Here is a 21,808-nt window from a genome sequence, read left to right as displayed (position 1 = left end):
TTCAAGCACTGTACTCTCGCCTGCCGGCTGCCGCATCCGGAACCGCGTCAGAAGTGCCCTGATGCCCGGTGAGCGGGCCTGTCCGCGTCTCAACGACGACGCCGTCCCTTGGGCGGCGCCAACCTGCGCTTGTCGCCCGGTTTGTCCCCCGCCGCCTTGGGCCGCAGCAATCTGTTCAGTGCATCGAGCAATTGTCTCTCGACTTCCGTTCTCCGCACGGGATCAGCGTGACCCATCCTGAAGGCAATTTCGTCGCGGACCTGGCCGCTCTCATCGAAACGGCGGACCACCACTTCCAGCGGGTCTGACGGCCTGTCGCCCTTCCGCACGCTCTCCGATCTTGCTTTCAAGATTGCGACGACGAGATCGATGACGGACTTTGCGAGGCCGACTCCCGCGGCCGCAAGGGCGACGTAAGCCAGTACTTCGGGGCCGCTTTCGTGTTCCTCAAAGGCGAGCCGGTCAGCGGCCAGATCAGCCTGCTGCAACTCCGCGTCAATAAGCGCGTAGGCGTGCGGGGAGTGTTCGCGGTGAAAACAACCCGAAGTGACGCGGACCTTGATCGAGACGGGGACTTCACCCGGCGCGGCGCGCCGCGCCCCGCCGAATGTCTCCATCCGCGCCCGGAACTGATCGCTCCAATTCGCCATCTACTGCTCATTCCCTGGCTTGCCATCAGGGTCATCCCCGAAGGCCCGGCGCCCGCCGACCGATGTTACATAAGTTGCGCGCCCATTGCTCGACCTGCTCACAAGGCAGCTCGCCGCCTTCGCCGCGTGTTCCGGCCGATCCCATTTACAGAGCATCCGGGCGCCGCGCAATCTTGAGGTTTTTCGGCGGTGCCCCCTTGTGCCGCGGACGCAAGTGCGCTTTTCTCAGAGAGAAAGGATTGAAAGGGCGAGAGGCGTGACGGGCTGGATTCCATGCGGCGGCAACTTTATCGAGGCGGATGTGATCCGCTGGAAGGAAGCCGCGTGGGAGAAACGGCGTCGGCGGCGTGGCCGCGCCGTGAATGCCGGCGAGCGGATGGTCGTCGCCGAAGTCCTCCGCGATGGTGGCGATGGATGGGTCGAACTTCTCGTCCGCAGCAATGCCATCCTCAGCGAGAAAAAGGGCTGGCTCCTGAAGCCTCTACCGAAAGACACCCAGGTGCGCCGCAGACGGCGCACCATCGAGCGCGGCAGCCCCGAGCGCCTTTTGTGGAGTGACGAAAGCGCCCGCGCGGCCCTGAGTAGTAAGTTCCTGGGAAACAGATAACCGAAGATGCGGCGAATCGCCGTTACTTGCCCTTCGGCAATTTCACAAACTGGTGCAGCTCAAGATCGAAGGTCTGGGCGATCACTTCGAGATTCCTGAGGCAAATCTCGATCTTCCCCGTCTCCACTTCCGCCAGGTAGCTGCGGTCGATGCCGGACCGCTCCGCCATTTCAAATTGCGTCCAGCCTTTTTCCTTGCGCAGTTCCCGGATGCGTTTCCCGAGCCGCACGCAGATGTCGCTGGACACCCGCCGATGATGGTGTGTAGTCTATGAACGACAAATAGGTTATAACCTACAGACGATCTTGAACCGGCCAGGTCACTCCACCGCGCGCTTCGAGAGGCTTCCATTGATCAAACGACTCCTGGTGTCCGCGCTGGCGCTCGGCGCCGCCGCGTGCGGCGGCGCAACGGCTACTTCACCCACGCCCACGTCACCCACGCCGACCGTTGCAGCGCCCATCCCAACGCCGACCGTGACGCTCTATACGCTGAGCGGGCGCGTGACCGACAGCGCGACCTCGGCGCCGGTCGCGGGCGCCACCGTGTCGGTCACGGACGGCGCCAACGCCGGAAAGTCGGCGGTCACCGATGCGACGGGCAACTACAGCGTCACCGGGTTGCAGCAGGCGGGATTCACCGTCACCGCGACGGCGGGCGCTTACGCCCCGTCGTCCCAGGGTGTGACGCTCACGTCGAACCAGAGCCAGAACTTCACCCTCGCCCAGCGAAGCTTCGCGGGGACATGGAGCGGAACGGCCCTCCAGGAGGGCACCTCCGTTCCGATCCCGATGTCGTTTACGGTGAGCGCCGCGAACACGGTGACGGTGCTGCTGACGGGGATCTGCCAGCGCTCCTTTACGGCGAGCCTGATTTCGCCGACCAACACGGCCTTCCCGCCGGTGCCCATCGCAAATGGCCGCTTCCTGTTCACGTCCAGTCGATTTGTCCGGTCGCTCGCGGGAACCTTCACGTCGGACACCGCCGCTTCCGGCACGACCTCGATCAATCTGGTGGGCGAGAGCGTCTCGGTTGCCCTTTGCAGCGGCACTTACACGCTGACGTGGACGGCCACGAAGCAATAGGCGTCGGTGCAGCGAGACACAGGCAAAGGACATGACGATGATGCGTTTCGTTCTCGCTCTTGGGTTCGGTGTTGCTTGCGTCGCCTGCGGCGGCGGCAAGGCTTCCGCAACAAACCCGACCGCACCGACTCCCACGACCGCGTCCGGCGCCATCACTGCCTTCGTGAGCGGCCTGCAGACGATCGGCGGCACCGCCGCTGCCCGAACCACGGGCACGCCGCCCGCCGCGAATGGCGGACCGACCATAACCGTCGCGGCTGCGAACAGTTCCGCGGCACAGGGCGGTTCCACACTCGTTCGCCTGACGGGAGCGGCACCGTTCAATGTTGTCTACCTGTCTGTCGCGGAGGCTGCGGCCGGCGAGTACTACGCACTCACGCTGCCTGGCTCCACGGCCGACATCTCCCTGGTCATGCAATTCGCTCAGACAATTCCGGCCAGCACGTTCCGCACGTTATTCAATGTGAAGGCGCCTGACGGGCAGGTCGGCAGCGCCTCGTCCTTCTCGAACACCGTGAGCGCCGCCGCAACGTCGGCGCGGCTTGAACTGACCTATTCCCCCGACCCCGCTCCCTGCATGGTTGTCTTGAACCCGGGCTTCTGGTCGTATCGCTGGCCGCAGACGACCTATCTTCGGGAGACAAACGGAATCGGCGTGACGATCACGAGCTGGAGGACCAACTCTTTCGAGAACACTTTTCCGTTCGCGAGCGCTTTCAACGGCTGCGGCACGTCAGGCGCGCGCATCCCGCCCAACGGCTCGGTGTGCCATGGGGGGTTCGCCCTTGCGGAGTTCCCGACCGGCCGCACCTTCACCGAAACGTTTACCGGAACCGATGACCGCGGCAATACGGTCACGGTCACCGGCGGCAGCCGGCACCTCGATTGTCCGTAGCTCTCTCAGAGACTTCTATTGATCCGGTGCGCTGCGAATGCCAGCGCGCGAAGGAAGGTGCCGATGACGCGTTTCACCCTCGCTGTTGTTCTCACGCTGAGTCTCGCCGCCTGTGGCGGCGGCAGCACGACGCCGACGTCGGCAGCATCGCCAACCGTGAGCGCGACACCAACGCCAGCGCCCGCTCCCGCCGCCTGCACCGGCATCACGAGCTTCGCGATGAGCGCCACGGTGGACGGCGCCGGCTGGTGCGCCAACGCGGTCCGGCGCGCGACGTATATTCCATCGAACGGTTACATCCAGGTTGGCGCTTCTGATTCAACGGACCAGTCCGTCACCGACATCGTATTCATGCTGAAGACCGGCGGGCGGCCCGGCACCTACACGGTCGACGATCGCGCCGCGGAACTGTCGGCGCTGGTGACCCGGAAAGTGGGTGCGGCAGGGTTGCAGTCCACCTGGGCCGTCAACTATCCGATGAACGTCCAGGGCATCCTGTCGGGAGGCACGGGCACCGTGACGATCACCGCCATCAGCGCCACGGGCGCGTCGGGAACATTCTCGCTCTCCGCCGTGCCCCTCACGCCGGGCGGCGGCACCACCGGAACGAAGGCGGTCACGAACGGCGCCTTCAACGTGACGTTCTGAATGCCTGTCCGTCGGCAGTCGAGATAGATGCCGCGTTGCCCTTCGCAGGCGATGGCCCGTCGTTTGCGATCCGTTCTGCATGGCTCAACCAGAGAACGCCGTCCGTGCGAACTGTGGCCGATGCGGGAGGCCTTTGTTCGTTGTTCCCGAAACACTCGGCGATGCGCGCACGATCGAATGCGATGGGTGCGGGAAAGGACTACCCGTGCCTGGAACGAACTACCCGTCACGGGGCGAAAAAGGACGCGCCGCAGATCGAGGCGGCGTCGTGACGGACGCACTTACTGAAAGAACTCGCCGTCGTTAGCGGGACGGGCCACCCGCCGCCCGGTCACACGATTGGGTATCTCACCGAGACAGAACCAATGTCAGAGCGCAGAACTCCCGTCAGGAGTCAGGCGACTCCACAGGAACCAGTCGCGGCAGCCGCCTTTTAGTGCTTCCCTTTTCTCTGCGTCAGGGCAGAGGCGGCGGCGCTCTTGGCGGCCTTCGATGAACTCGGCGACCTCAACACTTTGCTTGCCGCTGAAGCGGCCTTCTTGCCGGTGCTTTCGTTGTGAGCCATGGACGGGATTATAGCTTGGGCTGTTGAGGCTGCCGCGCGACTTGCCGGCAATCGGGAAGTCGGAACCGCACCGGCCTTCTTCAGCGACTGGGACCTTTGGGCTTTCCGGGCCGCCAGTGCGGGCGCAGGTGCCGGTCTGGCGGTCGCGGCTTTGACAGAAACCGCGACGAGAAAATATCCGGCATCGGCGGCATGAGTGCGGCGGTGCCTTTCATGAATCGCGAGATGAACGGACGCGCTGCAACCTGATTGAAGAGACGACTGAGCCTCGGTCGTGGCTTCATCAGGAACCGCGAGTAGAACATGTCCGGCATCGGCGGCATGAGCGCGGCGGCGCCTTCCACGACGCGCGAGATGGTCGGGCAAGCCTTGGCAACCTGGTTAAAGAAGCGGCTCAGCTTTGGTCGCAAAAAGCGTGAGCCGCTTATCGTGCGCGCGGTGGTGGTCGTTCGGGACCGTCCCTTGTCCGTTCCTGTTCACGCAGCCTTTCGCGCTCTTCAACTTCTGCCTGAATCTGGCGGGCTGCTTCGTGCTCACGAAGATAGCGTTCGAGTTCCGCCTCGCCTTTGGTGACATGGTCGCGGCGCTGCTGCGCCTGACGCTCGGTCAGGTTCTCGATTTCGAGTTCCTTCGTCTGCTGCAACGTGTCGGCGTAAGCGTCCCGCTCCTGTTTCTGACGCTCCGCGAGTTTCTGTTGTTCGCGCTGCACGTCGGCTTCGCGCTCGGCCACTCTGGCGGGAGAAAGAAAGTCGCGAATGGAATCGATCAAGCCGGTGACGCCTATGGATGCCTTCTCCTGTTCGAGCCGTCGGCGTTGGGCTTCGGCCCGCGCCTTGTGGCTGGCTTCAAGACGTTCGAGCTTCTTGCGGGTGTCCACCTCAAGGGTCTGCCGGAGCTGGCCGAGTTCCGCCGTCTGCTTCTCAACCATCCGGTGCGCCCCTTCGTCATGGCGGGCGACGACGGCCTGGCGGAGCGCTTCCCTCTCAACCTCCCTCTGGGCCTCCCTCTGGGCCTGAACCGGGTCAGGGGCGAGTTCAGGCACTTTGGTGGCGTCTTCTGGCGAAGCCGGAGCCTCGGCTTTCTTCGGCGCTTGCTTTTGAGCTTTGGCTTCCTCGACGTTCGGGAGCGTTTGCGGGTTGATGTCCTTCATGAACGCACGGAGTTCCGCTGCCTTCATGCCGTCGATCTGCCGGCCGAGGCTGTGCACCTGTCCCGCCGGGTCGATGATCACGAAGTCGCGGCGGTCGCCCTTGGCAAGCACATAGCCGTGTTCTTCGAGCGCCGCCTTGAAGGCCTGGGCGTTGTCGGAGGCCTGCTTGAGGGCTGTGATCTGTTCCTTCATCTCCGCGGGACGCAGGCCCGTGCGCTCGCCCTGCTGCCACTCGGCGTGATTGGCTTCGGCGCGCGGGAATTCCGGCTGCTTCTCGCGGTCGCGTTTCGCGTGCTTGCCGGGAACAGGCTCGTGCCCGAACTCCATCTCCAGCTTCTGGCTGGCGCGTTCATGCGCCTGATAGTTCTGGCTGTCGGAGCGCAGCACCATCTCGTCGATGTCCGTGCGTGCCCAGACGACGTGAATATGTTCACGTCCATGTTTCTCGTGCTTGACGACGGCGCGCGGCTGGCCTTCGAGGCCGAGTTCCTTTTCGAGGACTTCGACGGCGCGCTGCCATTGTTCCGGGGTCATGGTGTAGTTCGCGGCGGGGTCGATGTTGGCGTGGTAGAGCCCCTTGAAGCCGCGCGTGCCCTCGACGAGTGTCTGCCAGTCCCGGAATGCTTCGCCCAAATCAGGCGCGGGCGACTGAAGCTCGAGGACTTGAACCTTTTCGTTCGTGTCGCGCCGCTGGAGGTGCCGGGCGAGCTGGGCTGGAGCAGCGCGGCTGGCACCCTTGATGATCATTTGCCCGGTCCGGGGTTCTTGCCGAGGGCCTCGAATATCGCCTTTCGGATATCGAGGTAAGCCGTCAGAGCCTCCGGCAGGTCCTCAAGCTTCGCGGTCTCCTGGGCGTTCAGGGCGCGGGCGATCTGGTTGATGTTGTTCCCGATGCGCCCGACGTGGCCGAGGATTTGGCGCAGGGCCACATGGTCGGCCGGCGGGCGGCGCTGGGCGCGGGCACCTGCATCTCCGAGTAGGGCCGCGCGCGTGAAGGCGCCCAGGGAAAGCCCGGCCCTATCGGCCTTCGCGGCGATGATGTTGAATTCGTCGTCCAGGCAGCGGGACACAATGACCTTGCCCCGACGCCTCTTGTTGCTGCCTGCCATGCCGCTTCCTTTCGCCTTGGTATGCGCCGCAATGACCTGCCCGGTTCATGGGGCGGCACGAGCCCCTGATCGGTCCAGCAGATGCTGGTCCAGGTCCAGGAGGGATACTCCTGGTCGTGGGTCCGGGTGGCGCGAAAGCCCCCGGTCAGGTCCAGGCGGAACGGCCTGGTGGTGCAAGGCAAAGCCTCGCTGCGCGGCATTCATTGCCCCCGCGCAGGGGTCCACGGGGCGCTCTAGCCCCTGGTCCGGAGGGATGCAACGGGAGGACGAAGTCACCTCCCTTGCCAAGCCTAGCCTCGGTATCGAGGCGGTTGTGCGGTTGCACCGCACATGGCTTGCAAAGCACGATAATACGTGCTGCGGCCGTCCTATTTTCCAGAATAGCACCGACTGATTGCTGAAAACTTAACGTCGGTGCGAAGGCGAGTCGATAGGGGAATTGTACCAGATTCGTCGTTAATATGGGTTAACGCCAGCGCCAAATACCCGTCACTTCTGGCCCTCGTCGCACGACTTTCCCGCGCGGTCGTCGCCGTTCGATCTTGTTTGGGGGATGCCTGGTTACGTCGGTCGGCTCGGCACCCGATGCTCTGCCTGAAGTACGACGGCCCTGGCTGCCGGGCGCCAGGGCCGTGAGGCTCTAAAGGCCTCTAATCATTCGATTAATCATTCGATAGGCCTTATAGGTTTGACGAATGATCCCGGCCAAATCATTAATAAATATTTTCAATAAGTGAAGAAAGGTAATCGCGCCCGCGAGCGCGAGGACAGCCTTTTCCACCCATCCCCCAGTGGAGCCCAGAGTTTCCGTCGGGCCTCGCGGGCCCAGTTACGAGGCCAAGCCTCAGCCTACGCCCAACGATGCTAGCGTTCAACCGCCAGACCGCGAGTTGAAGGCAGGCTCGTCGGGAGCTTCCGCGAGCACAGTAGCGTCGGTCTCCACATAGGGGTTCGGGTCGTACGTCAGTGGGGGTTCCCAATAAAGGGAGGGGTGGCCTTCGCGGAGGTAGCCGAAGGCCTTCTGAAGGTTCCAGTAATCGACCGGTCTGACGTATTGGGCGTGGCCGTTGGGCTGGATGGTGATGGCCACGTTCTTCCCGAGGTTCAGGACTTCGTCGGGGTTGAGCAGGAACCGGCCAGTCTCGCTGTGGGTCGTGCTCTCGCTGCTGCTGCCGCCGCCGGGGCCGGCCGAGGTCGAGGCGGCGGTGCTGGTGGTGGTGACCGTCGCTTTGCCGAGCGTGTCGCTCAGGTATTTGGCACTCTCCAGGTCGTTCACGTCGCAGAACCACTTGTAGGCGCAGTTCGAGAGGATGGTGCCTTTCGCCTCGCCGTAGTGGTCCTTGAGCTGGTCGAGGCCCTGCACCACCAGCGCAAAATCCACCCCAAAGCCGCCCATGGTGGCGATGTCTCGCGGCAGGTCGTCGAGCCGGCCGAGGGCCGCGAACTCGTCGATCAGGAACAGGGTCCGGTGCTTGGACACCCGGCGTTGTTTCGGGCGCTTGAACGTGTGCATCGCGGCGGCGATGATGAGCCGCAGCCAGGTCTTCTGCGTGTCCATCCGGTCGGTCGGGATGACCACGTATACGGTGGTCAACTTGGCTGCCAGGTCTTCCATCGAGAACGATGACGTGGCGGTCGCCGCCTTCACCTGCGGGTCGCTCAAGAACTTGGTGCTTTCGCTCAGGTTCGACATCACGCCGCTGTAGGTTTCATCGGCGAGGTCGATGAAGGGCGCGGCCATCTCGCGGATGGCGCCGGAGAAGGCTTCGCTCGCCGCCATCGGGATGAGGTATTCCGCCGTGAACTTCTTGCGCGTGAGACTGACGATCTCCCGCGCACGACCAAGCGTCTTTCGTTCTCCTGGCTGGTCGGCCAGCCAGAGGAACACGGCGGCCAGGACGTTCGACGCGCTTCCCTGCCAGAAGCGGTCTTTCGCGTTCGATGGCGCGGGGCAAATAGCCCCCGCCAATGACTGCGCAATCGCAACAACGTTGGGGTCGTCCCGGTCTAGGATGTCGAGCGGGTTGTAGGTCGCCGTGACGAAGCCGCGGCTCTGGTAGGTCTCGGCGAGTTCGTTCCACGGGTTCAGGATGTGGATGTCCTGCCGCAGCTGGTCGCGGCGGACCCGCGCGGTGATGGCGGCGTTCTCGCCCTTCGGGTCGATGACGAAGGCGGAGCCTTCGTAGCGCAGCAGCGTCGGGACGATCACCCGCGTGCCCTTGCCGGTGCGCGTGCGGGCGACGATCAGCGTGTGGTGCTCGGGCGTCGAGCACACTGGCGCGCCCGGCGCGTCGAGCGGGAGGCGGACCAGTTCCGGCGCGCTGCTCTTACCGAAGAACAGGCCTTTTGTGAGACAGGCATCGTCCAGGACGCTGAGTTCGGTCGGCGCGTAGTGCGCCGTGCCGTAGACGTCGGAGACACGCCGTCCCGGCGTCGGCTTGGTCCCCATCGATCGCAAGACCAGGATCACGACGTAGATTCCGCCGATGACGGCGGCGAAGGTCAGCGCGGCACTCATCCAGCTGGAGATTGCGGCCCAGGTTTGCCTCTGCCTTTCAGCCTTCTCGGCCACCATCCGGTTGTCGGCGGCATGCTTGTAGTCCTTCTCAAACTCGGCCTCGCGTCCGGCCGCACGCCATTTCTTGATCAGTTTTTGAAGGTCAGGCTCAAGTGCTGTTTTTACTGTGTTTACGGTGGAATCGTCGATGTCGCCATCCTGAAACTGACGTGCGGCTTCAAGCATCCCCCAATACAAATCACCGGCTTCGTAGACATCGCGCGCGTAAGCGGCGTCTGAGGTCGGGTTCTCCGGTGTCTTGGCCTTCGGCGCTGGGCGAGGCACTGCGGGAGCACTCGCAACCACCTCCGGCGGCGCCGGCGGTGGCGGTTGTGTCGCCATCTCCCGCGTCAGCCGTGCCAGGTGGGTATCGAAGCGCCTGTCGTACCCGTGGCCTTCGGCCGCGTAAGGGGCGCGGAGCGCCATGATCTCGTCGAGAGCCTTCTGGTCCTCCTCCGCGAATGCCTCCGCCGTGATCTCACCGCGGTCGCGCCGCTGCAGCAGCAGCGCGCGGCGGCGTTGCGCCTCCAGCGCTTTCTGCGTGTCACGCAGGACGCCCTTCATCAGCGCGTCCTGACGGTCGGCTTGTTCGCGTCGCAGTGCATCGGCCTTCGCCTGCCACTGCGGTCGGAGGAGCGCAAGGCGCGCCTCGGTCAGGCCCTTGATCTGGTTATTGACCTGCCTTTGATCGTCGGTTGAGAGCGCTCGGATTTGTTGCTGGAGTGACCTGAGTTCGGCATCGACGGCATTCAACCGCGCCGTCAACTCGTTGCGGTCGATCTCGTTGCCATTCCAGAGCGCTGTGGTCTCCGCACGCCGAACGGTGAGCGTGACGATCTCATCGATGGTCGCCTGCGGAAGCTGCGCGAAAGCGAAAGCCGGAAACAGCCAGACAAGCAGCGCCGCGGATACGAACCGCCATCTGATTCCGAAGCCGCCGCAGGGTTTTCGCGTCACTTGTTGAAGGTCAGCCCGTTTTGGTCAGCGCGTACTATAAGGTGTTCGCGCCGAAGTTCCCGAAGGAATTTACAGCCTGGATTGCTCCGAAGAGCCATCGGCTTCCCGCGAAGCGGGCAGGAGAATCTCAATACAGCGATTGCACACAGCCCGTCCCGGTTTGCAAGGCTGCACAGTTCAGCGTGTGGACTCGAGTCAGCCGTTCTCCCTCTCAAGACTCCCCTTCATCCAATGCCTTTTGAAGATTCCGGTTTCGCACGTCCCGGCGTGTGAAGCCGCAAGCGCAAGGCTCCTTCTCTTCGTTGCGGTCCTACGGATGCGGCTCACGCCAAGGGCCGCGCCCTCCCGTCAAGCATGAAAGGCCTCGGGTGTCGGGGCCTCCAAACGAGGAGGAAGACATGAGAACGATCACACGCAGCGAACTGGCGTATCTGAACAAACACGAACTGGACGGGCTGCTCGCCCTGGTATTGAGGAATATCCACTACGCGCGCGAAGGATCGCCGGAATGGCTCTGCGGACTGGCATCGCTGGATAACATCCGGCAGGAGCAGGCGGCGCGGAACGCAGCGTGGCGCCCGCGTGGGCCGGGCTTCTGAGCCCGCGCGCCCCGTCGCAGCCGGATCGGTTGCGACGGCTTGCGCTTTATAGGAGGGGCTGCCGACCAAGCCGGTCACGCTCCAGCTATGCGGGGAACGTGTAGTAGCATCGGCCCGATCAGTCAGCTACTGGTGGTGGCGAATCACCGGTCGCGACGTCGGCGGCGAACATCCGAATGATGTTCCGCAGGACCAAGACCTCAGACGTGTCACTGCGCGAGGAGTCTTCATGAAGCGGCTTGTACTGTGCTTCGACGGCACTTGGGAAATGCGAGCATCGTTACGTGGGAGGCACAAAGGCTCGTACCCGACGAATGTCGAAAAGATTCAAATCGCAGTATTGCGCCAGGACACGAGCGTCGTGCCCGCCGTTCCTCAGGTCACTGCGTACTACCCTGGCATTGGCACCGGACGCTTATCTCATTACTGGGGTGGGATGACGGGCGCAGGCATCTCTCGAACGATCTGCGAGGCCTATTCCTTCATCGTTGATAACTTCATATTGGAAGAGGACCAGCTGTTCCTGTTCGGTTTCAGTCGCGGCGCTTATACGGCTCGGTCATTGTCAGGTTTCATGCGCTGGTTGGGGGTTCTTCGGAAGCAGGATCTGCGTGGCCTTCCGGAGTTCTACCGGGACTATCGTCGCCCGCCAGGAAAGCGTTCGTCGGCTATAGGCAAGCGGTTGCAGGACATCAGGCAAGGTGACCAGCAGTTCCCGATCAGATTCTTGGGCGTATGGGACACAGTCGGATCGCTCGGAATACCAGTCCCGGTCATCGGTCGCATATTCAACTGGAAGAAGCTGGTCGGTTTCCATGACGTCGCCTTATCGCCCAACGTCAGTCACGCTTATCAGGCGCTGGCCGTGCATGAGCGGAGGTGGAATTTCGCGCCTGACATCTGGTCTTCTAAGTACCCCGGTCAAAAGATGGAGCAGGCATGGTTTCCAGGTACGCACTGCGATGTTGGGGGCGGCAACCAGAATTCTGGTCTCTCGGACATTGCTTTCCGGTGGATGGTGTGTCACGCGGAGCAGTGCGACCTAAGCTTCGATCATACCTACCTCGCAAGAGCGAACCCGAACTGCTGTTCTAGTATCTACAATTCCAGCCAAGGGCAATGGGCAGTGGTTCCGCGGTGGACGCGGACGTTCGGGGCCGGAATGGACGAGTGCCGCCATCGCTCCGTGGATGACCGCATGAACTATATTGCTGCCAATCCTTCCGTGCCGCATCGAAGTAAGTGGCGAGCAGCCGACCACGCGGCAAAGCGACAACTGTTGCCGTGTCGGGCTTGTACAGAGCCTGAACCTCCCTGCGAGGCATGGTAGTCTGCCATCTCTCGTCAGATCAGATTACCCAAGCCCATGAAATATCAACCATATTTCATCCTTCCAGCCGGCAGGGGTGCAGACTAGAGTGCCGGTGACCCTCTCACGGCCTCCGAGCTTTGTATAGCCCCAGACCCGCGCTGTCCCAAACACCCGAACATTGCCGCCTATCTGGGCATGTTCGTAAACACGCGCGTCCTCGAAGACACGGGCATTGCCGTAGATTTGCGCATCACCAGAAACATGAGCCTGCCCAGAAACCCAACAATTGCCTTCATGGCTCAGGTTGGATTCTGACTCGACAAAGCCACCGAAGTCGCCAGCCTTCACCTTGCCGAAATCCCGCAGTGCCCGAATGCGATACAGCGTCACACCGCCAACGATGATCTGCTGGTTCGGCACCAGTTCATACTTCTTCCCCGTTATCGGGGTTTTCGGTTTCGCCCCTACGCGGAACCACTCTTTAAGCGACATTGTGATACACCGTTTGTCGTTAACGTGAAGCACCGGCCTACAGGTTCCACGCCGAGACGTCCAATCACAAATTGTTACAAGGCGAATTAGTTTTCCGTAATTCATCACGCCGCACCTCCCGCAGCCTGTTCGGCTGCAAACATCACGTCCACGTAGTTGACCGGGCCGCCAGCGGCGGCAACGGTCGAAGCCAGGATCGTGCTGCTGAAACACCCGTGTTTCGCAAACGGGAGCGGAACGTCAGTCGGGTAGATGCTCCGCACCTTCAGGTGCGCGACCTCCTCGCCGACGATGGCGGGTGGCAGCCATTGTGGATCGTAGATGACTTCGAGCAGGATGCCGTTCCAGTCGAAGCGGTAGAGTTCGGTGCGCCGTCTCACGGCGCACCTCCCGCTGCGTCCAGCCTGCCGGAAATGCCAATTCCGGCAACGGGCCTGACGCGGAATTCGTCGCGGTCGTGAGCGGCCATCTGGCCCGCCGCGACTTCCTCTTCGAGGTCTTCAAAGAACTCGTCGAGAGCTGCTTTCGCCTCTTTGGCGGTGGCGAATCTTTCGGGGTGCATGACGCCATCGGCCTCGGCGTATGCCCAAGTGTTGACCCAGCCGTAGAACAACGTGTAGTGCTGAACTTCGTATTGCATGTTGACCTCCTGTTGCAGGAGGAAGAGCGCTTACGTGCCCTTCCCCGGTTGCTCGGTTGCCTCTGGCTGAACGGTGGCTGCGGTCTTCGCCTTGGGCGGAAAAGCTGCGTAGCGTTTGCCCGCAATCAGGAACGTGAAGCCCTTGCCCTTCTTGTGAGGGAACGCGGCGCCGATGCGCTTGTTCTCTTTCTTGCCGTCGCTCTCGACGGTGTCGAAGATGTAGAAGGCCGGTATCTGCTTCTCTTTGGTCGTTTCGGTTTGTGTTGTCATCGCTCTTTCTCCTTTTCGTGTTTGAACAAATCCCCTGCGGGATGAGTCCCCGTCCGCCTTGCGCCAGGGCGCGGCGTCCACAGGAAAATTGGGGGAGGTCATGCGCAGCGTGACCTGCTCGGCGAGGGAGCCGATTTTCCTGTTGACGCAAGAAGCGCCCGCGCATGGCAGGGAATCAGACGATGCCGGAGGGATTTGTAGACACGGCCTTGGGAAAGGGCTGACAACGGCGGGAAACGGCCGGGTGCAGATACCGGTCTATCTTCGTGCGTTCACCGTTGAGCACTCAGGCAAGAATGATGGCGCGTCGGCAGACATCGTGAGCAGGAGGTGCGGCATGGCGGTTATTGAAGAAGGACAGCTTCGCGGGTCGTTCAAGGGGTTCCACGATCGGAACACGGTGTTCGAGTTCCACGGGGGCGGGAAGTGGCGGCAGAACGAATACAAGTACGACTACTACTATGCGTATATGCCGGGGGCGAAGGTCGTTGACGACCAGGGCGGCTACCGGCTTGAAGTGGACGGCATGAGCGACAGCGTCGAGGTCGTGCGGGTGCGCTGAAGTTGCGCGGGCGGTTCCCCCGGTGCTCCTCAGCGCGGCGCAGCGGTGGTCAGTTCGAGGGGCGTGCCTTTGCCGGCGTGGCGAAGCGTGAATGAGAAGTCTTCGCGAATGTGGCTCGTACCGGAGCGCACTTCCACGACGACGCGGTATTCGCCTTTGGGCGGGGCCAAGTCCGGGCGCGGGAACTTCGAGTTCCTTGACGCTCGGCTGCGGCAGGTGATTCGCGCACGTTGCGCGTGTGCAGAAGGTTTTCCGTCACGCAATTTGTCTGGAGGAGACAACCTCCAGCAGTGTTTTCTTACGTGATTTCAGTCGAATAGCCAGCGATACATCGACCCGCCTGCTCCGTTAACCAATCTGGGCTTGTACAGTTACGGATAATCATGTAGAGTCATTTCATAACACTGGCAGACATCATCCCGCGTGGGGATGGCTGTCACTTCAACGGAGGTGTTCTAGAGAGAAGGAAGCGAAGCATGACGACGAGTACAAAGAAAGAGATCACAGATGTCCAGGTGAACGTCGGTAAAGACCTGAGCACCGTCACCATCGGCGACTCCAAAGTCGAAGTCAGCGCGGATGGCAAGAAAGTTACCGCCTATACAAAAGACGGTGTTGAAGCGAAAGCCGCTGGCACCGCAGCCACCGCCGAAGAAGGCACCAAGATCAGCATCAGCAAAGATTTCAACGCGATTGTCCTGAACGGCGTCACCATCGAGCAAGCCGCGGACGGTCACCTCGTCATTAGCGCCCCAGGGGTTACCGTCATTCACAAACCAGTTCCTGCAAACGATACCTCCGCGATTGCCCTGCTGGCTGGCCAGAAAATGGCCGATGGCTCCGTTTTCGCGGGCATGACAGCTGACGGCAAACAACAGATCTACGCAATGCCGAATGATCTGGATGTCTGCATGACCTTCAATGACGCTGCAAAAGCAGTCAAGAAACTGAACAACAACAAATCCCTCGGCCACGACGATTGGCACATTCCAAACAAGGAAAATCTGCTCGTCCTGCAAAAGAACCAGAACGAAGGTGCCTTGAAGGGCACCTTTAATACATCCAACAAAGGAAGCGGTTCCGGCTTTCCCTACTGGTACTGGTCGTCCACTGAGGACGGTGCCAACCCGTCCGGCGTGTGGGGTGTCCGGTTCCCGGACGGCGACGAAGGTCGGGACGGTAAGGACAACGGTCGCTTGAGTTGCCGGCCGGTGCGCTTGTTGGATGCGAAGCGGTCTTAGGAGCTTCGCATGCGTCCCAGCGCCGGGGTGAGGATCAACGGTTCCTCGAACCGTTGATCCGTGGAGCCGTCAATCATTTAACTATTCAACCATTCACTTTCTGTCCCCGCGACAGTGCGGTGAAGGCACATGTCGCACAGGGGTCGCCGAGGAAATGTGGGCGTGCCACCTTACAGGCCGGCGGCCAAACGGCCGCCTGAGCGAAGCGAGGATGCAACCGGCATCACCCAGTCGCCGGTTGAAGACGGTGCAGGAAATCAGCCGCCCGCTGCGCGTGGCTGGCGGCTGAGAAGATGGCGCGGTTGTCAGCCTTGAGGACTTCCAGCCAGTTCGCGAGGTAGGACGCGTGGTCCTCACGCGGCTCCAGCGCTAGGTCGAGATCAGCGCAGATGAACGCGGCTCCGAGTTCGGCCACGAGTTCCTCGATGGCGTAGCCTTCGGAGCCGAAGCGCCTGCTGCCGAAGTCTCGCCCGAGGCGCGATTCATGCGCGGTCCAGTGCGTGGTCTCGTGCGCGAGGGTGGCGTAGTAGCTCTCGGCATCGCGGAATGCCTCGAAGGGCGGCAGGACGATACTGTCGGCCGAAGGGCGGTAGAAGGCGCGGGTACCGCCGTGCGACAGGGCTGCACCTGTCGCAGCGAAGAACGCCTCCGCACGCGCGATACGCTCGGGCACGTCGAGACGCGGTGATGCGGGCGCGTTGTAGTGCTCGGGCAGTCCTTCGATCTGCTCGATGTTGAACACGGTGTAGCCCTTGAGGAAGTGAATGTCACGTTCGGTCTCGGCGCCGCTCGCGGCGTCGGTCTCGGTACGCGTGATGCTGTTCGCGTAGACGACCGGCGAACCCTTCTCGCCTTTGCGGACGTGAGCTTTCAGCTCGGTCGCCTGCCGATACGTCATCCAGATCGGCGCGGCGAACCCTTGCTCGGTCGCCGAAGCCCAGAGCGACAGGATGTTGATGCCGGTGTAGGGCTGGCCGTTGTGGCGCAACGGTCGCGTGATGCGCCCGGCGGCGTGTTCGGCGCTCCACGGCCTGACCCAGGGCCGGACGCCGGTTTCGAGCGCGCTCACGATCTTCGCGGTAATGCGCGTGTAGATGTCTTGCCGCGTGGCCGGTTCGTGCCGGGTGTTGTCGGTGGCAGTGCAGGTGTTCATGGTGTCCTCCGTTTTCGCAGTTGACGTTTGCTCTCTCGCCAGAACGGAGAGCAAACTCAACCCGGAGGGAAAACGGAGGACGGCGCGCGGGGACGGCGGGCGTGCCTTCGCTTCCGGAATGCACAGGTTTCCCGTGACAGCTTTGCTGGCGCGGCCTGTGCGGGAGCGAAGGCCTAGATCACGAGCCTGCCGGACACGCGCGCGAAGACCTGCGATTGACGACAAGGCAGAGGAAGAGAGGCCAGCGTGGCGGCCGTCAGGCGGCGGGTTTCCGCTGCACAAACCTGCTGGCGCCCGCGAGACGCTTTTCGGCGAGCTGGCAGTAGCGGGACTCAAGCTCGATGCCGAGATAGCGGCGTCCGGACAGCGCGGCTGCCACGAGGGTGCTGCCGGAGCCGGCGAAGGGGTCAAGAACAACGTCGCCTGGGCGTGAGAAGGTCCTGATGAGCGGTTCGAGAATGCTCACCGCTTTCTCGGTGGGGTGCGAATGGTTGCCGGTGTATTCCCACGGCTGAACGTCGTCGAGCGGTCGGGCGGGTTTCGCCGGGCGGCCCTTGGCGAGCAGATACGCCTGCTCGTGACGGGCGTTCAGGAACCCCGTGCTGGACGCGTAGTTCTTGCGCCAGACCATGTGGCCCACGGGCGTGAAGCCGGCGCGCCTCCAGGCGCCGAAGAACGCATCGACGCGGTTCCAGCCGTAGAACGAAATACAGAAGTTGTCAGGTTTCAGGACGCGGTAAACGTCGTCGAAGGCGCCGAGAACGCTTTCCGGCCGGCTGTCGTTGGCGATGGTCCGGCCGCTGCGGTCCCGGTAGCCGACGAGATAGGGTGGGTCGGTCAGGACGAAGTCAATACTCTCGTCCGCGATGGTCTTGAGGACTCCTGTGCAATCGCCATTGATGATGCGGTTGGCCGTCGATGGGTCTTGTTGAGGGTTGTCGTTGGTGGTGCGGGTGTTCATGGTGCTCTCCTTGTTCGCGGTTGACGTTTGCTCTCTCGCCGGGAACGGAGGGCAAACTCAACGCGGGAGAGACAAACCAGGACGGCGGGCGTGCCTGCGAGCCCACTTGCACTGGCCGTGACAGATTCCGCTGGCGCGGCATGTGCGGGAGCGCAAACTCAAGACAGCCGCTGGTATGCGGCTGAGGCCTGACCCATCAGCGGCCAACGTGAGAACAGCGGCGGCGACATTCCCGTCGCCACACGTCAGGCCGGGGCGCGCCGTGCGCCCCGGCAGAGACGGCTAGTCCGCCTTGCGAACGCACACGCCCTTGACCGTGGCGTCGAGGCCGGTGATCCAGCTCTCAGCCTCGTCGCGGATCGCCTGCGCGTCCTGCAGGTGCTCGTCCGACCGTGCGTCCACGGTGAATACAACAAGCATTGCGTAGGTGATGGTCTTGTTCTGGATGGTCGTTGCCGTCGTAGCCATTCTGTCCTCCTTGAAACCGTGATGTGTGGTTCCTTCACCGACAGAGGAACCCACGGTCACGGTCGGGACAGGGACACGAGGACGGCGTGCGGCGTCGAAGCGGCGGGCCTTTGGCGCGGGCGTGACAGCACGCAATACCGCTGGCGCGACAGTGCCGGACCGCCGCTGGTCGCGCATTCTCAGCGACGATGGCGCGCGCCGTCCGAAGGAGGCGAAGACGGCAGGCCAGGTCAGAATACGTGACAGCATCGTGGTTGGCGTGATCGCTACCCGGTCGGATACCTGCTGCGCAAACGCGCTCGCGCGAAGGGTCGAGGGGATTGAGATAGCGCTTTGCGGCGCACAGGGGCGCCCCCTCGCTGCCCGGAACTCAGGGCTCGCGCCCGGGCGGCGGCTGGGGCGGCGGCGACTGCGGTCGCGGCCATGGCTCCGGCGGATCAATCTTCCGGATTTCCCTGTCCGGCCGCTGCGGCGGAGGCGGCGGTGGCGGCGTCGGTCTTTTCGGCTGCTCAGGCATCTCGGTGTCTCACTTCTCTGGTCGTGGCTCGGGGACAAAGAACACGTGCAACGGGAGCTCCTTCTTGACGGCCTCGAAGCAGCGGCCACGTATGGCTTCATTGACGTGCGTCTCCGACACGTCGGCGATGATGCTCAACTTCCCGTCGAGGATTCCCTTGAGTTCGGCCTGCAAGACGCCGTCATAGCGGCCAAGTTCGTGAATGCGGCGCCGCATGTCCGCGAGCGAGTGCTCCAGTTGCGCCCAACCGGTCGTTTGCGTTTCAAGACAGCGAATCCGCTCGCTCGGGCGCGCGACGCTCTGGTAGAGGGCAATGAACGCCGTCACCGACGCGAGGCCCTTCCAGAGAACGTCGCCCGGGCCGGTGCTGAACAGCCAGAGGCCAGCGACACCCGTGGAGCCTGAGGCCGCCATCAGGAGTTCCCGGACGGTCTGCCATCTCCGCGCACGGCCGAGAACCTGGCGGTAGTAGTACAGGTTCAGCTTCGCCGTGCGGAGTTCGTCGTATACATGCCAGACCGGATGATCATTCATGCGGGAGAGCCCTGTCCTGTCCGTTTGGAAGCGCCCCGTCCTTCCAGAAACAACAGGACTAATGATAAGGCCACGGCCGAAGTCTGCCGCGGGAGTTGTCCCTGTCCAATCCGCGCATGGGGACCGACCGGCAGCGCACCCGGCCCGCTTCAGCGGCGTGCGCTGTGTGATGTTGCCGGGACCGCCTGGCATCGAACTCGATGCATTGAGCGGCGGCGGCACATCCGCGGTTACTTCCTGGATCGAGGTTCTGGCGGTTTGTCTCCGGCGCCGCCAGCGTTCACGCTGCCGGCCAGTGCGCCGGAACCGTCCGCCATCGGCTCCCATCCCGGGATGCCCTGGAGAATGCGCTCGGCATTCTTGGCGGGCGTGATGTGGCCGTAATAATCCTCGATCATCTTGACGGAGGTTCCCATCTGTTTGGCCAGGAAATACACGTCAACCCCCTCCATCAGGCGGAAGGTCGCGTAGGTGTGGCGGAAACAGTAGGAGCTTCGCCGGCTTCCAGACGCGCTGTGAAGCAGGCCGGACTTGGTGAGGAGGTCTTCGATCAGGGAGCCGTAAAGGGTGGAGGCGGATTTGCCGCCACGGGTGGTGAATACGAAATCATCAGGCTTGATGGCCTTGCTGATTGCTTTGATCCGTTCCAGGTATGAAGCGACGTTCTGCGCGGCGATCAGTTCCCGGAACTTGCCTTTGCCGCGCACGTTGATGCAGACGAAGGGGCGCTCCTGCCGGTCGGCGCGGGCGTCGATGTCGCGCCAGCGGAGGTTGCGCGCCTCCATCGTGCGCATGCCCGTGTTCGCCATGACCAGCATGAAGTTGTAGGCCATGTTGCGGTACCAGGCGCTCGCCTCGTGCCGCGCATCCTTGATCCAGCGGCGGGCGAAGGTATGCAGCTCGCGGTACTCCTGCGGCGTGAATTCCTCCCGGCGCGCCTTGTCGGAGACGAGCTTGCCCTTCGGCACCTGCCTTTCGCGGATGTATTGCCTGTCGGCCGCGAAATTCATGATGGCGCGGAAGGTCATCATCTCCTGACGGATGGTGCCATCCCTTGCCGGCGGCGGCGGCTTGGCGTCGCCAGGCTCCGGCGTGCCGGCGTTGGCGCGCGGTCGCCGAGCGCGGGAGGCCTTCTTCCCGGCGTTGTTCTGCTTGCGCCAGAGCGGATAGGACTTCCATTTGTCCTCGGTGACGAGGGTGATCTGAATGTTCCCGACATAGGGAATCAGGTGCAGGCGGATGTAGCCATCGACGATCTTCCAGCGGTTCATCGTGATCTGGCCCGAAGCGGCCACGCCTTTGTGGAACTCTGAATACTCCCGCGCCACTTCGGCAAACGACTTCTCGAAGATCGGGACGTCGTGTTTGACGCGGAAGCGGATGTCGGCGTCATGCTCGAAGGCCTTGTCGCGGGCCTCGCGGATGTCGGAGGTCTTGAGGGAGATCGTTTTGTACCGGTCTTCGTTCGGCACACGCACCCGGCAGTACCAGTTGCGGTGTGTTACGTCCGCTCTGCGGAAGATGATGAGGCCGGTCTTGAGTTCTTGAACATCGACGAGGAAGGACACGCGGGGGCTTTCTTTCTGTGCAGGAAGTGTGTATGAATAATTTGTAACTCCTTGATCTGCCGTATCTGTGAAGAGGTTGTTTAGACGATTTGTAGAGAAGAAAATGTGAGATGTCAATTACTTATGATTGTCTTCCTCTCCCAGAGGGAGAGGGGGGTAATCATAAGGGCTTGAAGTTGTTTTGACATTCTCGCCCATTGTTGCCTGTGCAGGTGCTGTGCAGAAATAATCGGCTTCAGATTTCCAGAACGTCGCACCCCGGCCTGATTCGTCCCCGCAAACTTACACCTCCTCAATCGTGTTGTACAGTGCCGCGCGAGAGGCGCTCAGCGCCTGGCCACCGTGGCCGCATCAGCCATTCGTCGGCGCAGGCTGTGTCAGCGGCGCCGGCCACACAGTCGTCGCCTTTTGGAAGAGTTCCTTGCTACGCTGCGCGATCGTGTCCTCTGCCCATTTGTCGTAGACGTGTAGCTGTTGGTTGATCGGCAGCAGCGAGGCCGTGAGCAGTTTGGACTTCTTCACCGCCCACGCGGCGTTTGACGCATCCGAGTTCAGTTCCTGCGTGAGGATGGTCAGATTGCCCATCGTCTGCAGGGCGGCGTCCCGGCGTCTTGTCGCGACTGCCCTCGGGTCGTCGGCGCTGGCGTCGAACAGCTCCTTGAAGCTGAGCCCGCTCTCCCCGCCTGCCAGGGGCCAGTTCTTGAGCCACGTCTGCGGGAGGATGTGTTCGACGGTCAGAGGGGAATCGATCTGGACCCTCTCGTTTCTATTCGTCAGGTAGGTGTCGTTAAGCCGCGAGAGAACGTGAACCAGCTTGGCATTGTTCAGGTCGTGATAGGTATCGCGCCCCTGCCATGCGCCGAAGAACTGCTCGTCAGTAGGCCAGGCCGATGACTCGCCAGACAGGCTCGACAAGAACGCCTTGACGATCTCGGGGCGGGCACCAACGGCCCGCAAGGATTTTGCGAGGTTCAGGAAGATTCGGTTGTAGGCCTTCGTCGACCAGCCCAGCACGGCTCGCCTGAGCAGGTACGATTCCAGCAGCGTTGAAATCTCATCCCACTGCTCGTCGCCGAGCTTCGCATTCAGCAGAAAGAGAAGCAGCGGGTAGGCTGTGCGAATATCAAAACTCTCCAGAAACGTCGCCAGGCCGAAGATCGCGTCGCCCTTCTGGGGCTCGATGATCCGGCGGAAGTCGTCGCCCTGCCTGGACAGGGTCTCCAACTCCTCGGCAACGCTCTTGAACGGCTTCTCCCGCTCAATCCAGA

The 21,808-nt window shown here is 62.4% G+C and carries 25 protein-coding genes; 8 read left to right on the top strand and 17 right to left on the bottom strand.

Translation table 11 applies throughout. The features are described from left to right. Positions 1–89 precede the first annotated feature (89 nt). Positions 90–650, bottom strand: a complete 561-nt coding sequence (locus WC815_20095) for a hypothetical protein (protein MFA5911082.1) — start codon at positions 648–650, stop codon at positions 90–92. A gap of 256 nt (positions 651–906) precedes the next feature. On the opposite strand from WC815_20095, the gene WC815_20090 reads away from it, so the two are divergent. Continuing rightward, complete coding sequence (locus WC815_20090) at positions 907–1,257, top strand: hypothetical protein (protein ID MFA5911081.1); 351 nt, start codon at positions 907–909, stop codon at positions 1,255–1,257. A 22-nt stretch (positions 1,258–1,279) separates the two neighbouring features. Here WC815_20090 and WC815_20085 read toward each other — a convergent pair whose 3' ends face one another. Then, positions 1,280–1,504 carry a helix-turn-helix transcriptional regulator gene (locus tag WC815_20085; protein ID MFA5911080.1) on the bottom strand — a complete coding sequence of 75 codons (225 nt, stop codon included), beginning with the start codon at positions 1,502–1,504 and terminating at the stop codon, positions 1,280–1,282. Between the two features lie 103 nt (positions 1,505–1,607). Here WC815_20085 and WC815_20080 point away from each other — a divergent pair, with 103 nt between their 5' ends. From WC815_20080 to WC815_20070, 3 genes are all read left to right on the top strand, one after another. Beyond that, positions 1,608–2,342 (top strand): carboxypeptidase-like regulatory domain-containing protein, encoded by a 735-nt coding sequence (locus tag WC815_20080; GenBank protein MFA5911079.1) that lies wholly within the window; start codon positions 1,608–1,610, stop codon positions 2,340–2,342. A gap of 37 nt (positions 2,343–2,379) precedes the next feature. Continuing rightward, entirely contained in the window at positions 2,380–3,237 is an 858-nt protein-coding gene (locus WC815_20075) for a hypothetical protein (protein ID MFA5911078.1), read from the top strand. 63 nt (positions 3,238–3,300) lie between these two features. Further along, the gene (locus tag WC815_20070) at positions 3,301–3,885 is read left to right on the top strand and encodes a hypothetical protein (protein MFA5911077.1); all 585 of its coding nucleotides are present in this window, start codon (positions 3,301–3,303) and stop codon (positions 3,883–3,885) included. Between the two features lie 645 nt (positions 3,886–4,530). Here WC815_20070 and WC815_20065 read toward each other — a convergent pair. From WC815_20065 to WC815_20050, 4 genes are all read right to left on the bottom strand, one after another. Next, positions 4,531–4,860: a hypothetical protein gene (locus WC815_20065; protein MFA5911076.1), complete on the bottom strand. Its 330-nt coding sequence runs from the start codon at positions 4,858–4,860 to the stop codon at positions 4,531–4,533. Between the two features lie 14 nt (positions 4,861–4,874). Continuing rightward, positions 4,875–6,347 carry a relaxase/mobilization nuclease domain-containing protein gene (locus tag WC815_20060; GenBank protein MFA5911075.1) on the bottom strand — a complete coding sequence of 491 codons (1,473 nt, stop codon included), beginning with the start codon at positions 6,345–6,347 and terminating at the stop codon, positions 4,875–4,877. Next, the gene (gene mobC, locus WC815_20055; protein ID MFA5911074.1) at positions 6,344–6,709 is read right to left on the bottom strand and encodes a plasmid mobilization relaxosome protein MobC; all 366 of its coding nucleotides are present in this window, start codon (positions 6,707–6,709) and stop codon (positions 6,344–6,346) included. The genes WC815_20060 and mobC overlap by 4 nt, the downstream gene beginning before the upstream one ends. An 871-nt stretch (positions 6,710–7,580) precedes the next feature. Further along, positions 7,581–10,223, bottom strand: a complete 2,643-nt coding sequence (locus WC815_20050) for a type IV secretory system conjugative DNA transfer family protein (protein MFA5911073.1) — start codon at positions 10,221–10,223, stop codon at positions 7,581–7,583. 398 nt (positions 10,224–10,621) lie between these two features. Between WC815_20050 and WC815_20045 the strand changes: the two genes are divergently transcribed. Both WC815_20045 and WC815_20040 read left to right on the top strand, forming a co-directional pair. Then, positions 10,622–10,822, top strand: coding sequence for a hypothetical protein (locus WC815_20045; GenBank protein MFA5911072.1), 201 nt, complete (start codon positions 10,622–10,624; stop codon positions 10,820–10,822). 229 nt (positions 10,823–11,051) lie between these two features. Further along, positions 11,052–12,152, top strand: coding sequence for a DUF2235 domain-containing protein (locus tag WC815_20040; protein MFA5911071.1), 1,101 nt, complete (start codon positions 11,052–11,054; stop codon positions 12,150–12,152). A gap of 24 nt (positions 12,153–12,176) precedes the next feature. On the opposite strand, the gene WC815_20035 is transcribed toward WC815_20040, so the two are convergent. The 4 genes from WC815_20035 to WC815_20020 form a co-directional block, all read right to left on the bottom strand. Continuing rightward, entirely contained in the window at positions 12,177–12,626 is a 450-nt protein-coding gene (locus WC815_20035) for a hypothetical protein (GenBank protein MFA5911070.1), read from the bottom strand. A gap of 104 nt (positions 12,627–12,730) precedes the next feature. After that, positions 12,731–13,006, bottom strand: coding sequence for a hypothetical protein (locus tag WC815_20030; protein ID MFA5911069.1), 276 nt, complete (start codon positions 13,004–13,006; stop codon positions 12,731–12,733). Beyond that, the gene (locus WC815_20025) at positions 13,003–13,266 is read right to left on the bottom strand and encodes a hypothetical protein (protein MFA5911068.1); all 264 of its coding nucleotides are present in this window, start codon (positions 13,264–13,266) and stop codon (positions 13,003–13,005) included. The genes WC815_20030 and WC815_20025 overlap by 4 nt, the downstream gene beginning before the upstream one ends. 30 nt (positions 13,267–13,296) lie before the next feature. Next, complete coding sequence (locus tag WC815_20020; GenBank protein ID MFA5911067.1) at positions 13,297–13,536, bottom strand: hypothetical protein; 240 nt, start codon at positions 13,534–13,536, stop codon at positions 13,297–13,299. 337 nt (positions 13,537–13,873) lie between these two features. Between WC815_20020 and WC815_20015 the strand changes: the two genes are divergently transcribed. Further along, positions 13,874–14,098 carry a hypothetical protein gene (locus WC815_20015; protein MFA5911066.1) on the top strand — a complete coding sequence of 75 codons (225 nt, stop codon included), beginning with the start codon at positions 13,874–13,876 and terminating at the stop codon, positions 14,096–14,098. Between the two features lie 29 nt (positions 14,099–14,127). On the opposite strand, the gene WC815_20010 is transcribed toward WC815_20015, so the two are convergent. Further along, a complete protein-coding gene (locus WC815_20010; protein ID MFA5911065.1) occupies positions 14,128–14,268 on the bottom strand; it encodes a hypothetical protein in 141 nt (46 codons plus the stop codon). 306 nt (positions 14,269–14,574) lie between these two features. On the opposite strand from WC815_20010, the gene WC815_20005 reads away from it, so the two are divergent. Beyond that, positions 14,575–15,339: a DUF1566 domain-containing protein gene (locus WC815_20005; protein ID MFA5911064.1), complete on the top strand. Its 765-nt coding sequence runs from the start codon at positions 14,575–14,577 to the stop codon at positions 15,337–15,339. A gap of 223 nt (positions 15,340–15,562) precedes the next feature. Here WC815_20005 and WC815_20000 read toward each other — a convergent pair whose 3' ends face one another. The 6 genes from WC815_20000 to WC815_19975 form a co-directional block, all read right to left on the bottom strand. Next, complete coding sequence (locus tag WC815_20000; protein MFA5911063.1) at positions 15,563–16,492, bottom strand: zincin-like metallopeptidase domain-containing protein; 930 nt, start codon at positions 16,490–16,492, stop codon at positions 15,563–15,565. A gap of 256 nt (positions 16,493–16,748) precedes the next feature. Next, positions 16,749–17,453, bottom strand: coding sequence for a DNA methyltransferase (locus WC815_19995; protein MFA5911062.1), 705 nt, complete (start codon positions 17,451–17,453; stop codon positions 16,749–16,751). A 282-nt stretch (positions 17,454–17,735) separates the two neighbouring features. After that, positions 17,736–17,921 (bottom strand): hypothetical protein, encoded by a 186-nt coding sequence (locus WC815_19990; GenBank protein MFA5911061.1) that lies wholly within the window; start codon positions 17,919–17,921, stop codon positions 17,736–17,738. Between the two features lie 526 nt (positions 17,922–18,447). Then, entirely contained in the window at positions 18,448–18,972 is a 525-nt protein-coding gene (locus WC815_19985; GenBank protein ID MFA5911060.1) for a hypothetical protein, read from the bottom strand. Positions 18,973–19,202: 230 nt separating this feature from the next. Then, positions 19,203–20,540: a site-specific integrase gene (locus WC815_19980; protein ID MFA5911059.1), complete on the bottom strand. Its 1,338-nt coding sequence runs from the start codon at positions 20,538–20,540 to the stop codon at positions 19,203–19,205. 351 nt (positions 20,541–20,891) lie between these two features. After that, positions 20,892–21,808: HNH endonuclease family protein (locus tag WC815_19975; protein ID MFA5911058.1), on the bottom strand; the 917-nt coding region annotated here is incomplete at its 5' end.

The organism is Vicinamibacterales bacterium (assembly GCA_041659285.1).
Lineage (GTDB): Bacteria > Acidobacteriota > Vicinamibacteria > Vicinamibacterales > UBA2999 > 12-FULL-67-14b.
The sequence above is the reverse complement of the archived record's forward strand: the minus strand, read 5'-3'. Positions and strand labels throughout refer to the sequence as shown.